The following is a 15,474-nucleotide window of genomic DNA, read 5'->3' on the forward strand; positions in this document are numbered from 1 at the left end:
GTTACCAGCGTGGAAGTGGGGTCGTCACATCCGCATTCTGCGCACGCTGGCGCAGGAAGTGATCCATCAGCACGATTGCCAGCATCGCTTCTGCGATCGGCACCGCGCGGATCCCGACGCACGGATCGTGACGTCCTTTGGTGATCATCTCGACTTCCTCGCCCGCACGGTTAAGGGTGCGCCCCGGTACGGTAATGCTGGAGGTCGGTTTCAGCGCAATATGGGTGACAATCTGCTGCCCGCTGCTGATCCCGCCGAGCACGCCGCCCGCGTGGTTGCTCTGGAAGCCCTCTTTCGTAATCTCGTCGCGGTTCTGGCTGCCGCGCAGGGCCACAACGTCAAAACCGTCGCCAATCTCTACCCCTTTCACCGCGTTGATGCTCATCATTGCATGGGCGATGTCGGCGTCGAGGCGGTCAAAGACCGGCTCACCCCAGCCCGGCGGTACACCGTCAGCCACGACCGTGACTTTGGCGCCGATGGAGTCGCCCTCTTTCTTCAGGCCGCGCATCAGTTCGTCCAGCGCCTCCAGCTTTGACGCATCCGCGCAAAAGAACGGGTTCTGCTCGACCTGATCCCAGTCTGCGATCGCCAGCGGGATATCGCCCATCTGGGTCAGACAGCCGCGAATAGTGATGCCAAATTTCTGCGCCAGATATTTTTTGGCGATAGCGCCTGCGGCAACGCGCATGGCAGTTTCACGGGCGGAGGAGCGTCCGCCGCCGCGATAGTCGCGAAAACCGTATTTTTGCTCGTAGGTGTAGTCGGCATGGCCCGGACGGAACACGTCCTTGATGGCGCCGTAGTCCTGCGAACGCTGATCGGTATTCTCAATCAGCAGGCCAATGCTGGTGCCGGTGGTGCGTCCTTCAAAGACGCCTGACAGGATTTTGACTTGATCCGGCTCGCGGCGCTGGGTGGTGTAGCGCGATGTCCCTGGACGACGTCTGTCGAGATCATGTTGTAAATCGGCTTCGGTCAGTTCGATGCCTGGCGGTACGCCATCAACGATGCAACCCAGCGCCAGACCATGCGACTCACCAAAGGTGGTCACGCGGAATAATTGTCCAATACTGTTTCCTGCCATCACGGCTCCGTTTTCGTTGTTCTGTGTTTGAGCTTTCTGTGTTTGCGCAATGTGAAACGGGCCGAAGCCCGTTGGATTAATCTTTGTAGATGCTGAAGTGTTCGCGCGCGGCGAGAAGCTGCGCTTTGGTCAGCATGAAGACGCCGTCGCCACCGTTGTCGAACTCGAGCCAGGTGAACGGCACATCCGGATATTGCTCCATCAGATGTACCATGCTGTTACCCACTTCACAAATCAGAATGCCGTTGTCGGTCAGATAATCCGGTGCACAGGCAAGGATGCGGCGGGTCAGCTTCAGGCCGTCGGAGCCGGACGCCAGACCCAGCTCAGGTTCATGGCGATACTCGTTTGGCAGGTCGGACATATCTTCTGCGTCAACGTATGGCGGGTTGGTGACGATCAGGTCGTACTGCACTTTTGGCAGGTCACGGAACAGATCGGAACGAATCGGCGTCACGTGATGGATCAGGCCGTGCTCTTCAATATTATGTTCCGCTACCGCCAGCGCATCAGGTGAGATGTCCACCGCGTCCACTTCCGCCTCCGGGAAGGAGTAGGCGCAGGCAATGGCGATGCAGCCGCTGCCGGTACACATATCCAGAATGTGCTCCGGCTGATGGTCAATCAGGCCGGCGAAATGGTTGTTGATCAGCTCTCCGATCGGCGAGCGCGGCACCAGCACGCGTTCATCGACAAAGAACTCATGGCCGCAGAACCAGGCTTTATTGGTGAGGTAGGCCACCGGGATACGTTCGTTAACGCGGCGGATCACGCGCTCAACGATGCGGTGTTTCTCGCTGGAGGTCAGGCGCGCAGAGCGCATATCTTCCGGGATATCCAGCGGCAGATAGAGGGACGGCAGAACCAGCTGCACCGCCTCGTCCCACGGGTTATCGGTACCGTGACCGTACCAGATATTGGCCGCGCTGAAACGGCTGACCGCCCAACGCAACATGTCCTGAATGGTTTGCAGCTCATTCACCGCTTCATCGACAAAAATTTTATCCACTATATTCTCCAGGGCATGCTCGCTAAATTTTCGGCGGCTAGTGTGCCACGAAGACGGCGATAAATCAGCACTGTCGCTAACGCCTTGCGGGTAAAAAATGCGTTTTGCCGCGCGGCGAGTCAGGTACACTGTGGGAAATAAGAGATGAGACGGACCCATGAAAAAGAAAACATCGCTGAGCGAGGAGGATCAAACGCTGTTTCGTCAGCTGATGACCGGCACGCGTAAAATCAAGCAGGACACCATCGTCCACCCTCCGTTACGCAAAAAGGTGAGTGAAGTTCCGGTAAAACGGCTGATCCAGGAGCAGGCAGACGCCAGCCACTATTTTTCCGATGAGTTCCAGCCGCTGCTGAATACCGAGGGCGCGGTAAAGTATGTGCGATCGGACGTCAGCCATTTCGAGCTGAAAAAATTACGTCGTGGGGATTATTCGCCGGAACTGTTTCTCGATCTGCACGGCTTAACGCAGATGCAGGCCAAACAGGAGCTGGGCGCGCTGATTGCGGCCTGCCGCCGGGAACATGTCTTTTGCGCCTGCGTGATGCACGGCCACGGAAAGCATATCCTCAAGCAGCAAACCCCACTATGGCTTGCCCAGCATCCGCACGTGATGGCTTTTCATCAGGCACCCAAAGAGTACGGCGGTGATGCCGCCTTGCTGGTGCTGATTGAAGTGGAAGAGTGGCAACCGCCTGAGCTGCCCTGACAGGCAGGCGGGTGGCTGAGGCTACCCGCCTGGATGTGGTTTACGTCAGATAGCTTTCGCCATCTTCAGATTGCAGGGGCTCATTTGCCAGTTGAACACGCCGACACCTTTTTCATCGAGAGTGACGTTGGCAATGGCGGAAGTGCTGAACATCGGCGGCGTTTCGCCCGGACAGAGTTCAGATACCAGGTAGCCGACTAACGGCAGATGGGAAATCACCAGCGCAGAGGCGACGCCTTCATTGCACAGCACCTGAAGATAGCCACTGACCAGACCCACATCGCCACAGGGGGTCAGCTCGGGCAGAACATCGACACCGGCAGGCAGGTTCATACACTCCCCTACCACTTCCAGTGTCTGCTCAGCACGCAGGAACGGGCTGACGAGGACACGTTCAATATCCACTTTTTGCCCTTTCAGCCAGGTTGCCATTTGACGGGACTCGTCACAGCCGCAAGGCGTAAGAGGACGAACAGAGTCACTGGCAGCATCGAGTGCCGCGTCACCGTGACGCATGATAAAAACTTGCATATTGCACCGCTTTTGTTGACCAGGATCACCGGCGTTAACACCCCGCGTGAACACATCACGAGGTAGAAAACCCGATGGCCGGGCATTGTGCCTGATCCATCCGTTGAATGAAACGCTGTTTTTTACCTCAACGGCGTAAGTATAGTCAATGTCAGTTTACAAATTAGACAGGACCAGACCCTTCAACGGCGGATTTACTCTTATTTGACCTTAATTTACCGGGTCAGTTTCCTTTGCTGGCCAAAATCGCAGCCCCTGATCCGCCATTTGCAACAATGTGTCACACGGTGTAAACCGCGGCCCATATTGCACAGCCAGTCGTTGTAAAATCGCAACAACTTCACCCGCGCCAATGCTATCCATATAGCGGAACGGGCCACCCAGGAAAGGTGGAAAACCAATGCCAAACACCGCGCCAATATCGCCGTCGCGAGCGTTTCTGATTACCCGCTCATCAAAGCAGCGCGCCGCCTCGTTGAGCATCATCATGACGCAACGTTCTGCACACTGCTGTGCAGAGAGTTTGCCCTCGCCGGTGGGCTTAATAAGCCCATAAACCGCCGGGTCTACCTGCTTCTTGCTTTTACGCCCTTTTGGATCGTAAAGATAGAAACCGCGTCCATTTTTTCTGCCTTTGCGATCGTCATTCAAAATTGCAGAAACAATGTTTGCAGGGGCGCTAAATCGTTCCCCGTAAGCCCTTTCCAGCACAGGTATAATTTTAGTGCCGGTATCTATTCCCACCTCATCCAAAAGTTGGATTGGGCCGACCGGGAAACCAAACTTCACCAGCGCATTATCAATGTGATCCACCTTCTCCCCTTCGGTTAGCAGGCGCATGGCTTCATTGATATAGGGTGCCAGGATGCGGTTGACGTAGAACCCGGCTTTATCGGCCACCACCACCGGCGTTTTGCCCTGCATTTTTGCCAGCTTAACAGTGGTGGCAACGGTCTGCGGGCTGGTGCCAGCGTGCGGAATGACCTCCACCAGCGGCATTTTTTCAACCGGGCTAAAGAAATGCAGCCCGATCACCTGTTCAGGACGCGCAGCCTGCGCTGCAATATCGCCAATCGGCAGCGACGAGGTGTTAGAAGCAAAGATGGTGTGCGGCGCGCAGTGCGCTTCAACCTCGGCCACCATCTGCTGTTTCAGCGCCAGATCCTCAAATACCGCCTCAATCACCACATCGCGATGGCGAAAGCCGCTGTAATCGGTGGTGCCGGAGATCAGCGCCAGCTCGCGATCGCGCTCACTGGCTTTGATATGGCGGCGTTTGACCTTCTTATCAAGCAGCTGCCAGCTGTACTGCAGGGCATGGTTGATCCCCTTCGGGTTGATGTCCTTGATCCGCACCGGTAATTTGCCCTTACTGGCGCTTACGAAGGCGATACCGCCCCCCATCAGCCCGCCACCCAGCACGCCGACGGCGTCGAGCGGGGCAGGATCTGCCTCGCTACCCGGGTCTTTTTTGACCTCGGTGCTGGCAAAAAAGAGGCTGCGCAGCGCCTGTGACTGCGGGGTCATCGCCAGCTCGCCAAAGGCTTTGGCTTCTGCGGCATAGCCGCTGCTGCTGCCCTGTGTCAGACCAGTATGGATAACTTCGAGAATGCGTTTTGCCGCCGGGTAATTCCCCTGCGTTTTTTGTTCGGTTTTGTTCGCTACCATCTTAAATAGCAGCGTGCGGCCCAGCGGGCCTGCCAGCACGCGCTCGCGCACCGGTAATTGACGACCGGCCGGTTTGTCTTTCAGAGCCAGCGCTACTGCGGCCTCCAGCAGGATGGCATGCGGGACCACCTCGTCCACCAGCCCCACCTTCAGGGCCTGACGCGGACGCAGCTGCTTGCCGGTGAGGATCATCTCCAGCGCCGTGCTGACGCCCACCAGCCGCGGCAGACGCTGGGTGCCACCTGAGCCGGGCAGTAAGCCGAGCTGCACTTCCGGCAGACCCAGCACCGTTTTGCCGTCGTCGGTACAAATTCGTCCGTGACAGGCCAGAGCCAGCTCCAGACCCCCACCGAGGCAGGCGCCGTGGATCGCCGCAATCACCGGGATCGGCAGAGCATGAATTTCGGCCATGATCTGCTGCCCCTGACGGGCAAGATCTTCCGCCTCTTGCGCGCTGTTGGCGCGGGCAATCATGTTGATATCGGCCCCGGCGATAAAGTTGTCCGGCTTGGCCGAGATAAATACCAGCCCGCGCAGGGTTTTGTTTTCCCGCACCTGCTTCAGGATCGCGCGGACCTGACCGCCAAACTCGGCTTTCAGGGTATTCATCTTTTCGTCTGGCGCATCGATGGTGACCACCGCCACGTTGTCCGGACGCACATTGAGGGTAAACGCCGTTGTCATCTCCATTATTCTGCCTCCAGAACCATTGCGGCGCCCAGGCCACCCGCCGCACAGGCGGTGACCAGGCCAAACCCGCCGCCGCGACGGCGCAACTCGTGCAGCGTCTGGGTGATCATCCTCGCCCCGGTTGCCGCAAAGGGGTGGCCGTAGGCAATGGAGCCCCCCAGCACGTTAAATTTGCTTTCATCCACCTCGCCCGTGGCATGGGCACGCCCTAACACGTCGCGGGCAAAGCGTTCGCTGGCCAGAAGCTGCAGGTTGGCCAGGGTCTGGGCGGCAAAGGCTTCATGCATGTCGATAAGCGTCAGGTCGTTCATAGTGAGCCCGGCACGCTCCAGCGCCAGCGGCGTGGACCAGGCCGGCCCCAGCAGCATGTCCTGCCAGACATCAATGGCGGTAAAGGCATAGCTGCGCAGGTAGCCGAGCGGGGTGAGACCCAGCTCTTTGGCCCGGGATTCGGTCATCAGGATCACTGCCGCCGCGCCATCGGTTAATGGCGTGCTGTTGGCGGCGGTCACGGTGCCGTGCTTACGGTCGAATGCCGGACGCAGTTTCGCGTAATCCGCCAGCGTCGAAGTGCCCCGGATATTGTTATCTTCGCTTAAGGGCTCACGGTACGGCGGGGTGTAGGCGGTCATCACCTCTTGCGCCAGCTTGCCCTCCGCCCAGGCCTGAGCGGCGCGCTGGTGCGAGCGGTGCGCCAGCGCATCCTGCTGTTCGCGGGTAATGCCGTAGGTCTTCGCCATCTGTTCGGCGGTATCGCCCATCCGCAGGCCGGTGGAGTATTCCGCAACCGCAGGCGGCACGGGGAGGAGATCGCGCAAACGCAGACGCGAGAAGAGGGATAAGCGCTGCCCGGTGGTGCGGGCCTTATTGACGTCCACCAGCACGCGGGCAAGCTTTTTGCTGACGCCGATCGGCAGGACAGACGATGAGTCGGCCCCCCCGGCAATTCCGGCGCGAATGGTGCCCGTTATCAGGCTTTCCGCAACGTTCGCCACCGCCTGAAAGCTGGTGGCGCAGGCGCGGCTGACGCTGTAGGCATCGGTGTGGACATTCATTCCGGTGCCCAGCACGATCTCACGGGCGATATTCGGCGCTTCCGGCATTTGCACCACCTGGCCGAAGACCAACTGTTCAATCACCTCAGGAGGTATTTCGCTGCGAGCCAGCAACTCCCCCACCACCATTTTTCCCAGATCGACGGCAGGTATGCCATGAAACGCCGTCGCCTGACGGGCAAATGGCGTACGTAATCCACTGACAATGGCAATGCGATCGCCCTGATGGGTGATTAGCGGTAATGCCTGACTCATAACGCTCCCCTGTGAATAACAAATGCGCAAAGTGGTCTGACCTGATAACAGTCTTAACCAAATTTTTACATTAGCCAATCGGGGAGAAGAAAAATTGCGAGCGAAGCCACAGAGCACAAACGAAACGCCCCCATGAATGGAGGCGTTGAAGGGAAATTAACGCAGACCGAGCTGGAAAATCAGGGACTCAGCTTCGCAGCTGAACACGAAATCGATGTCCAAGCGCACCCCGCCGTTTACTTCGGTGAAGGTGGAGGTGATATCGCACGGTTCAGACTCAACGCCGCGGGCTTTCGCAGTCAGTGCGGCCAGCGTCTCTTCGGCTTCGGCACGGCTGGCGAACTCACGGCTGTAAGAGGCGGTGCAATCCGTGTTATCCACGATGGTACCCACATCCATACAGCAGCAAACCGGGGTTTCATCAGCACTGCATTTACTCATAGTAGATTTCCTCTGTAGTCGCGCACGGCGCGAAATAGACACGATGCTGATATTTTACGCCCCGCCCGAAAGCGGCTCCAGTCGTTAATGGCGTAAAAGCCGGTAAGTGAGCAATATCACACGTAAAAATGATCTAAAACAAAAATCACCCGTTTGGAGTAAGCGAACTGGTCACAATTTTGCCAACCAGATCCCGTTTCGAAAAACATATCAGTAAATATTAATAAACAGACTTGCAACATTCTATCTGGTCAGACCTATACTCTCGCCACTGGTCTGATTTCTAAGTGTTACCACAGACCCTACACTTCGCGCTCCTGTTACGGTGTGTAACAAATATTGAATAAAAATAACTCAATGAGGTTATGGTCATGAGCCAGAAAACCCTGTTCAAAAAAACTGCGCTCGCAATCGCAGTGGCAATCGTCTCCACCTCCGCCTGGTCAGCGGGCTTTCAGCTAAATGAGTTCTCTTCCTCAGGCCTGGGCCGCGCCTATTCCGGGGAAGGCGCTATCGCTGATGACGCAGGAAATGCGAGCCGTAACCCTGCCCTGATCATGATGTTTGATCGTCCAACCTTCTCCGCGGGTGCCATTTTTGTTGACCCTGGCGTAGATATCACCGGACGTTCACCAACGGGCGCAAGCCTGAACGCGGATAACATCGCGCCAACAGCATGGGTTCCAAACCTGCACTTTGTCGCGCCAATCAATGAACAATTTGGCTGGGGCGCGTCCGTTACCTCTAACTACGGACTGGCGACCGAGTTCAATAACAACTACGCAGCAGGGGCATACGGCGGTAAAACCGACCTGGAAACCCTCAACCTGAACCTGAGCGGTGCTTATCGCCTGGATAATCACTGGAGTTTCGGTGTTGGCTTTGATGCGGTGTATGCGAAAGCGAAAATTGAGCGCTACGCGGGTGACCTGGGTCGAATCGTCGCAGGCTCCGGCGCATTACCTCCAGCCCTGGCAAGACCGGTCGCGGGGATCCCTGGAGATACCCAGATTGCCTACCTGAAGGGTGATGAGTGGGGCTTTGGCTGGAACGCCGGTATTCTGTATGAAATCGACAAGAATAACCGCTATGGCTTTACCTACCGTTCTGAAGTAAAAATCGATTTCGATGGCGACTATAAGAGCAGCCTGCCTTCAGCCTACAACCAGATCCTCGGCAACTTTGGTCTGCCAATGGGGACGGATGGCCGCACCACTGGCGGTTCTTTGACCCTGAACTTACCTGAGATGTGGGAACTGTCCGGTTACAACAGAGTCGCGCCGCAATGGGCCATCCACTATAGCCTGACCTACACGAGCTGGAGCCAGTTCCAGGAGCTGAAAGCGACCAACAGCGGCGGTGATACGCTGTTCTTTAAAGACGAAAGCTTCCGTGACGCTTACCGCATCGCTCTGGGTACCACCTACTATATGGACGATAACTGGACGTTCCGTACCGGTATTGCCTTCGATGACAGCCCGGTTCCGGCAGACAAACGTTCTATCTCCATTCCGGATCAGGATCGCTTCTGGCTGAGCGCCGGCGCGACCTATGCATTCAACAAAGATGCCTCAATCGATGCGGGTGTCTCTTATATGCATGGTCAGAAAGTGACGTTCCAGGAAGGTCCGTATGAGTTCTCTTCTGAAGGTAAAGCCTGGCTGTATGGCATGAACTTCAACTACGCGTTCTAATCACGTAGCGATAAAAAAAGGTGAGCCTCGTGCTCACCTTTTCTTTTTTATTCCGCATCAATCTCGGAGAGTTCATTCTCGATTGCTTTCGCGTTCGGGTTATCTTCCGGTTTCAGTTTGCCGCCGTTAGCAATAAAGTCATGGTTCTGGAAGTAGGCTTCACGCACCATGATGTACGGATCGGAAGACTGACGCAGCAGTCCGTCTGAATCCAGCAGTTGCGCGCGCGACTCGACACCTTCCAGCGTCCATTTACCCACCGACAGCGGCCAGGTCAGCCACGACAGTACCGGATAGAGGGTATCGACCGCATCACCACCATCATCACGCAGGGTGAAGCTGCCGTAGAACGGTAAATGCACATATGGGCCATAACCCACATTGTAATGACCCAGGGTACTACCAAAACGGTGGGGCTGCTCACGTTGCAGCTTCGGATTCGCCATCCCGGCAACGTCTATAAAGCCGCCCATCCCTAACAGGGTGTTCAGGAAGAAGCGGGTGAAGTGGACCATCCCCTGATAGGGATTGCCCTGCAGGAAGTAGTTCGCCATCACCGCAGGCTCTTCAAGGTTGCTGGTGAAGTTGCTCAGCCCGTTACGGGCAGGTTGTGGAACATAATCACGCCATGCCACCGCAACCGGACGCACCAGATAGGGATCCAGCACGTTATAGTTGAAGTTGTACATGGTGCGGTTAAATCCTTCCAGAGGATCGGAGCGCCCCTGCTGCTCGCCAGAGCTGGCGCAGCCCATCAGCAACGTGGTGCCCAGCGCAACCGCCGACAGCTGAAGTTTCATATCTTTCTCCCTGTTAAGTATGGCTATCTTCGAAAGCCATCCGTACTGGAGCTTTCGCGCTCCGTCTGTAGATGTGCAAGTGATTGTATCAGCACGCTTACTGATGTCTACGACCACAAATCAGGGCAATAAACACCCTCTTTATGATCTCAGAATAGCCTGGCTTTGCAGTTTCGTTTGGCTGGCAATTTTATACGGCCTTTGCCGAAGATGTATCGCCTTTATTGTCATTGCAGGAATTTAAGAGCATACCCACGGGCGTTGGGACAAAAACCGCTACGCTTAAAGGTATCAGCCACCTCTGGAGCACCATAATGGACGAACTCAAAGAAGAGAAAATAGATAACCATACCGAAGAACTGGAAGTTGAAAGCGAGGAGAAGCGCCGGGGAAAGAAGATTGAGGTCGATGAGGACCAACTCCCCTCACGCGCGATGGCCATCCACGAACATATTCGCCAGGACGGTGAAAAAGAGCTGGAACGCGATGCCATGGCCCTGCTGTGGTCGGCTATCGCTGCCGGGTTATCAATGAGCGCCTCTTTTCTGGCCAAAGGGATTTTTCACGTTCAGTTTGAAGGTATCCCCGGCGGGATGGTACTGGAAAACCTGGGTTATACCTTTGGCTTTATTATCGTGATCATGGCGCGCCAGCAGCTGTTTACCGAGAATACCGTCACCGCGGTATTGCCGGTGATGCAGAGCCCGACATGGGGCAATTTCGGCCTGCTGATGCGCCTGTGGAGCGTGGTGTTGTTCGGGAATATTATCGGAACCGGCGTCGCAGCCTGGGCGTTTGAATATATGCCGATTTTTGACGAGGCTACCCGCGACGCGTTTGTAAAAATCGGGACGGGGGTGATGGAAAACAGCCCTCTCGAAATGTTCTCCAACGCCATTATCTCCGGCTGGATCGTCGCCACCATGGTATGGATGTTCCCGGCTGCCGGTTCGGCCAAAATCGTGGTTATCATCCTGATGACCTGGCTTATCGCACTGGCCGATACCACCCATATCGTGGTGGGCACGGTGGAGATTTTATATCTGGTCTTTAACGGCACCATTCACTGGAGCGAGTTTTTCTGGCCCTTCGCCATCCCTACCCTGGCTGGAAACATCTGCGGCGGCACCTTTATATTTGCCCTGCTGAGCCATGCGCAAATCCGTAACGATATGTCGAATAAGCGCAAAGCCGAGCTAAAAGCAAAAGAGCAGGCCCAGCAGGAGGAAGCGGAAGAAAATAAAAATTCGGCCTGAATGGCGACACTTTAAGCAGTCAGGCGGCGGCGTGCTTAACGCCTGGTACAAATGGCGTTATACTCGTGCCGCTTCGTCCCCTTAGTTAAATGGATATAACGAGCCCCTCCTAAGGGCTAGTTGCAGGTTCGATTCCTGCAGGGGACACCATGACCTTCTTTTTCTCCTTCTAGCAAAATCCACCAAACCCGCATGACACAAGGCTTTAAGCCGATTTTGTTATCCAGCCATTTCCAGCGAATAGCACTCTAAGCCACGATCAAAAGTATCTCTTTTCGTTACTCTCGCGCCGTTAGAACTTCGCGAGAGATACTCATGGCATTAACCAACCTTCAGATTAAAAGCGCGACGCCCGGTGAGACGGACTATACCCTCACCGATGGCTCTGGCTTATTCATGATAATCAAGCCTAACGGCTCAAAGCTCTGGCGTTTCCGCTATCGCCGCGAGGGTAAGTTGCGTCGTCTCTCGTTAGGCGCATATCCGTTAATCACCTTGTCTCAGGCACGAAGTAAGGCCGCTGATGCCCGTGCAAAGCTGGCTCAAGGGATTAGCCCGGTAGATGAACGCCGCGAAGAGAAAGAGGCAAGCAAGGTTATTAACTCGTTTGAGGGTGTTTGCCTCGAATGGCAAGCCACCCGGAAAGCAACATGGTCGGAAGTGTATGCAGACGATACAAAGCGCCTGTTTGAACGCAACGTGTTTCCGGTATTGGGTAAACGTCCTATAGGGGACATTGAGCCATTAGAACTGCTGGAGTTGCTGCGAAAGATAGAAAATCGCGGCGCTAACGAACTCGCAACCAAAGTTCGCCGCCGCTGCGGTGAGGTTTATGCTTACGCTATCGTAACCGGGAGAGCCAAATACAACCCTGCACGCGACCTCGCCACTGCTATGCAACGTTTCCAGCGCGGGCATTATCCATCTCTTAATGCATCTGAGTTGCCTGCATTCCTGGCGGTACTGGACACAACTACCGGAAACATCATGGTGAACTTTGCTGTTCGCTTGCTGATGCTTACCGGCTTACGCCCCGGCGAACTGCGCAAAGGCGAATGGAGTGAGGTCGATTTCGATAACGCGCTCTGGGAAATTCCCGCCGAGCGAATGAAAGCACGCCGCCCACACCTTGTGCCACTGTCTACCCAAACAATCGAATTGCTTCGTTCCGTTCACGCCATCAGTGGCAACTATGGGCTGATGTTCCCCGGCAGAAATGATGTTAGCCACCCTATGTCAGATATGGCAATGAACCAGCTTATCAAGCGCTGCGGTTACGGGGATAAGCTGACCGGGCATGGATTCAGGCACATGATGAGCACCATTTTGCATGAGCGAGGGTTTAACAGCGCATGGATTGAGCTACAGCTTGCCCACGTTGACCAAAATACCATTCGCGGTACATACAACCGGGCACAGTATCTGGATGGCCGCAGAAAGATGATGCAATGGTATGCCGACTACATTTCAAAGGCTTTAACCAATGAAACTGAATAACCTATATGTGAGCGTCAGCGCACACCCAAGAACACTCCCCCCTTACCGAGTGACCTTCTTTGTCGGCCAGCGCGATCCGTTAACCGGATATGACGAGGGGGAAGCCATTACATTGATTATGGAGTCAAACACACACAGGCAGCGCAGCGCTGCCGCTGAGCGCTTCATGACTTACATGATTAATTACCAGCGTACGCCGGAGGTTATGGAGCTACAACACAAGCAGGCACAAGCACCTGATAGTTACCGCGCCGCACTCATCAACGCTGTACATGTCGCCGCCGCTGAGTATATGGGCAAAGTTGAGGCCGAAGCTTATAAAGTCAATCATGCTATGACTGCGCGTAGTGCATATCTTAACACTGAGACCGCCGCCGTGGATGCCATTGAGGAACTGGTAGATGAATACGGATTGCCGGGTATTAAATATACCCCAGCGCAATTCGCACAAATAGCCATAACACGCGGCCTGATTGCTGAACCTATGCGAGAGTATGCCGTAGCTGTAGCAAAACAGCGGATCCCACACCTGCGGACACAGCCTTGAGCTGAGTTCGGCAGAAATATGAAACCAACACGGACGAACTGGGCTTCTCCACTCATTAAAACCGCCCTTCTTCCGTAACCGTCAATACTATGACCGATACACTAAAAGATTTAGAACAAGATAGAAACCGCAAAGCACAAGCTGCGATGGAGCTTCACGCCAAATGGAAAGTAGCCTGCATTGAGGCCAAAGCGGCTAAAGATGCATATTTGAAAGCGAGGGGGCGCGATGTGGGGAAAGCCCGCGCAAAATTTAACACCGCGCCAGTCGAGCCTCACTCGCCGCCACCCATGACAGATGACGAGAAGGTAGAGCTTGAGGCTCTAATTGCTTCTGACACTGACGAGCCAAAGCATGCCACTGATTGGTGGATGGAAAGGCTTATCGGGGAGTATCGTCGTGGTGGGGGTGAAGTGGTTTACTGAATTTGGCCACCTGAATAGAGGTGATATCATCACCTCATAGTCAAAACAGGTGACATTATGACCGGACGTAACAGACGCAATTTTAGCCCCGAGTTCCGACTTGAGGCTGCCCAGCTTGTACTCGATCAGCACTACACCGTTGCCGCCGCTGCAACGGCAATGAATGTTGGTAAATCCACGATGGATAAATGGGTTCGCCAGCTTAAAGAAGAACGCGCAGGTAAATCCCCAAAGGCCTCTCCGATGACGCCTGAGCAACTTCGCATTCGTGAATTAGAAAAACGACTGCAACGTGTTGAAATGGAAAACGATATATTAAAAAAGGCTACCGCGCTCTTGATGTCAGACTCCCTGAACAATTCTCGTTAGTTGAGAAACTCAGGACGCGGTTTCCTGTTGCCTTTATTTGCAATGTGTTCGGGATCCATCGCAGTAGCTATCGGTACTGGCTAAGCCGACCGCAGAAACCTGATGCAAAACATATCGTTATACTTAGCCTGGTTCGTGAAGTTCATCATGCCAGTAATGGCTCTGCGGGGGCCCGGAGCATTGCCGATATGGTCAGCGCAAAAGGTGTTCCGTTGAGTCGCTGGCGGGCCAGTAAGATAATGAAAGAGCTGAATATTGTTAGTTGCCAGCAACCGGAGCATCGCTACAAAAAAGCCACAAAAGAGCATGTGGATATCCCTAATCATCTGGATCGCCAGTTTGCAGTAACGGAACCTAATCAGACCTGGTGCGGCGACGTGACCTACATCTGGACGGGCAAACGGTGGGCTTATCTGGCGGTTGTTCTGGATTTATTTTCCCGCAAGCCAATAGGCTGGGCGATGTCGTTTTCTCCGGACACAGCTCTGACAGGAAAAGCATTAACGATGGCCTGGGAAGCCAGGGGAAAACCGGCTGACGTTATGTATCATTCTGACCAGGGAAGTCACTATACCAGCAGGGAGTTCAGACGGTTACTGTGGCGTTATCGTATAAAGCAAAGCATGAGTCGACGTGGGAACTGCTGGGACAACAGCCCAATGGAACGATTTTTTCGCAGCCTGAAATCAGAATGGGTACCGAACTGTGGATACGCTAATTTTAGCGAAGCAAATAGATCAATAACGAATTACATCATTGGTTATTACAGCCAGCTCAGACCCCACCAATATAACGGTGGCTTAACACCCAATGAATCAGAGCGATTGTTCTGGAAAAACTCTAAAGCCGTGGCCAGTTTTTGTTGACCACTTCAGGGATATCCTGTACTTACCGAAAACATGTTGTGTGACTTTCCAACAGAGAGAATAGAGTTATGCCGCCTGATAGTTGATCTTGTACGTGTTATTGCAAAACAAGACCGGGCCAACCTTGACGTACTGCGTCTCATGACAAATCGGGATGGCAATAACACCACCCCTGGAACCAACGAGAGACAAGCAGCATTATTTGAGGCTCTATGGGGCGAAAAAGTCAGTACAAAAAACGAAAGCGAAAAATACGATGTTATCCAATCAATTATGAATGGCTGGCCTCTTGAACTGTCTTTTCAGGTAGGGTGCGAAATTATTCGCCATTGGGCGAAACTGGAATATGCCCAGAGATCTAAAAAGAACAAAAATGAATCAATGCGTATTTTGGAGATTAAGATAATTTGTGAGTGGAATGCACACCCAAATCGATGGGCAACCATAGCTGACTTCATAAGATACATTGAACGTCTTGATTGGGAGGATACTCCAACTGAAAGCAAAATACGGTCCACAATAAAAAATCACTTAAATCAATAAATTGACAATTTACAGCTAGTAAAAAAAATAAC

15 protein-coding genes and 1 tRNA gene are annotated in these 15,474 nt (G+C 54.2%); 9 read left to right on the plus strand and 7 right to left on the minus strand.

Features of this window, described 5'->3' with window-relative positions; translation table 11 throughout:
• Position 1: 1 nt before the first annotated feature.
• Together aroC and prmB are read right to left on the minus strand one after the other, a co-directional pair.
• Positions 2 to 1,087, minus strand: a complete 1,086-nt coding sequence (gene aroC, locus ES815_RS03135) for a chorismate synthase (protein WP_142486584.1) — start codon at positions 1,085 to 1,087, stop codon at positions 2 to 4.
• Positions 1,088 to 1,163: 76 nt separating this feature from the next.
• Positions 1,164 to 2,096 (minus strand): 50S ribosomal protein L3 N(5)-glutamine methyltransferase, encoded by a 933-nt coding sequence (gene prmB / locus ES815_RS03140; RefSeq protein WP_142486585.1) that lies wholly within the window; start codon positions 2,094 to 2,096, stop codon positions 1,164 to 1,166.
• A gap of 157 nt (positions 2,097 to 2,253) precedes the next feature.
• Between prmB and smrB the strand changes: the two genes are divergently transcribed.
• Positions 2,254 to 2,805, plus strand: coding sequence for an endonuclease SmrB (gene smrB / locus ES815_RS03145; protein WP_032612873.1), 552 nt, complete (start codon positions 2,254 to 2,256; stop codon positions 2,803 to 2,805).
• A gap of 45 nt (positions 2,806 to 2,850) precedes the next feature.
• Here smrB and sixA read toward each other — a convergent pair whose 3' ends face one another.
• The 4 genes from sixA to ES815_RS03165 all read right to left on the minus strand — a co-directional run bounded on the left by sixA (position 2,851) and on the right by ES815_RS03165 (position 7,445).
• Complete coding sequence (sixA, locus tag ES815_RS03150; protein ID WP_142486586.1) at positions 2,851 to 3,336, minus strand: phosphohistidine phosphatase SixA; 486 nt, start codon at positions 3,334 to 3,336, stop codon at positions 2,851 to 2,853.
• 210 nt (positions 3,337 to 3,546) lie between these two features.
• On the minus strand, positions 3,547 to 5,694 hold the full coding sequence (gene fadJ, locus ES815_RS03155) for a fatty acid oxidation complex subunit alpha FadJ (protein ID WP_142486587.1): 2,148 nt from the start codon (positions 5,692 to 5,694) through the stop codon (positions 3,547 to 3,549).
• Positions 5,694 to 7,004, minus strand: coding sequence for an acetyl-CoA C-acyltransferase FadI (fadI, locus tag ES815_RS03160; RefSeq protein WP_142486588.1), 1,311 nt, complete (start codon positions 7,002 to 7,004; stop codon positions 5,694 to 5,696). The genes fadJ and fadI overlap by 1 nt, the downstream gene beginning before the upstream one ends.
• A gap of 156 nt (positions 7,005 to 7,160) precedes the next feature.
• Positions 7,161 to 7,445, minus strand: coding sequence for a YfcZ/YiiS family protein (locus ES815_RS03165; protein WP_142486589.1), 285 nt, complete (start codon positions 7,443 to 7,445; stop codon positions 7,161 to 7,163).
• A gap of 371 nt (positions 7,446 to 7,816) precedes the next feature.
• Here ES815_RS03165 and fadL point away from each other — a divergent pair, with 371 nt between their 5' ends.
• A complete protein-coding gene (fadL, locus tag ES815_RS03170; protein WP_185902377.1) occupies positions 7,817 to 9,139 on the plus strand; it encodes a long-chain fatty acid transporter FadL in 1,323 nt (440 codons plus the stop codon).
• Between the two features lie 47 nt (positions 9,140 to 9,186).
• On the opposite strand, the gene mlaA is transcribed toward fadL, so the two are convergent.
• Positions 9,187 to 9,939 carry a phospholipid-binding lipoprotein MlaA gene (gene mlaA, locus ES815_RS03175; protein ID WP_142486591.1) on the minus strand — a complete coding sequence of 251 codons (753 nt, stop codon included), beginning with the start codon at positions 9,937 to 9,939 and terminating at the stop codon, positions 9,187 to 9,189.
• A gap of 314 nt (positions 9,940 to 10,253) precedes the next feature.
• Between mlaA and ES815_RS03180 the strand changes: the two genes are divergently transcribed.
• The 7 genes from ES815_RS03180 (at position 10,254) to ES815_RS03210 (ending at position 15,442) form a co-directional block, all read left to right on the plus strand.
• The gene (locus ES815_RS03180) at positions 10,254 to 11,195 is read left to right on the plus strand and encodes a formate/nitrite transporter family protein (RefSeq protein ID WP_142486592.1); all 942 of its coding nucleotides are present in this window, start codon (positions 10,254 to 10,256) and stop codon (positions 11,193 to 11,195) included.
• A gap of 75 nt (positions 11,196 to 11,270) precedes the next feature.
• Positions 11,271 to 11,345, plus strand: a tRNA-Arg gene (locus tag ES815_RS03185).
• Between the two features lie 165 nt (positions 11,346 to 11,510).
• Positions 11,511 to 12,692 (plus strand): tyrosine-type recombinase/integrase, encoded by a 1,182-nt coding sequence (locus ES815_RS03190; RefSeq protein ID WP_142486593.1) that lies wholly within the window; start codon positions 11,511 to 11,513, stop codon positions 12,690 to 12,692.
• Positions 12,679 to 13,239 carry a hypothetical protein gene (locus ES815_RS03195; RefSeq protein WP_142486594.1) on the plus strand — a complete coding sequence of 187 codons (561 nt, stop codon included), beginning with the start codon at positions 12,679 to 12,681 and terminating at the stop codon, positions 13,237 to 13,239. The genes ES815_RS03190 and ES815_RS03195 overlap by 14 nt, the downstream gene beginning before the upstream one ends.
• 89 nt (positions 13,240 to 13,328) lie before the next feature.
• Positions 13,329 to 13,664 (plus strand): hypothetical protein, encoded by a 336-nt coding sequence (locus ES815_RS03200; protein WP_142486595.1) that lies wholly within the window; start codon positions 13,329 to 13,331, stop codon positions 13,662 to 13,664.
• A 57-nt stretch (positions 13,665 to 13,721) separates the two neighbouring features.
• Positions 13,722 to 14,899, plus strand: a protein-coding gene (locus ES815_RS03205; RefSeq protein ID WP_142486209.1) for an IS3 family transposase whose coding sequence is annotated in 2 segments (ribosomal slippage) — positions 13,722 to 13,980 and positions 13,980 to 14,899 — 1,179 coding nt in all. Because the reading frame shifts where the segments join, the coding sequence is not laid out codon by codon here.
• A gap of 33 nt (positions 14,900 to 14,932) precedes the next feature.
• Positions 14,933 to 15,442: a hypothetical protein gene (locus ES815_RS03210; protein ID WP_142486596.1), complete on the plus strand. Its 510-nt coding sequence runs from the start codon at positions 14,933 to 14,935 to the stop codon at positions 15,440 to 15,442.
• Positions 15,443 to 15,474 lie beyond the last annotated feature (32 nt).

It is taken from the genome of Leclercia adecarboxylata, assembly GCF_006874705.1.
Lineage (GTDB): Bacteria > Pseudomonadota > Gammaproteobacteria > Enterobacterales > Enterobacteriaceae > Enterobacter > Enterobacter adecarboxylatus_C.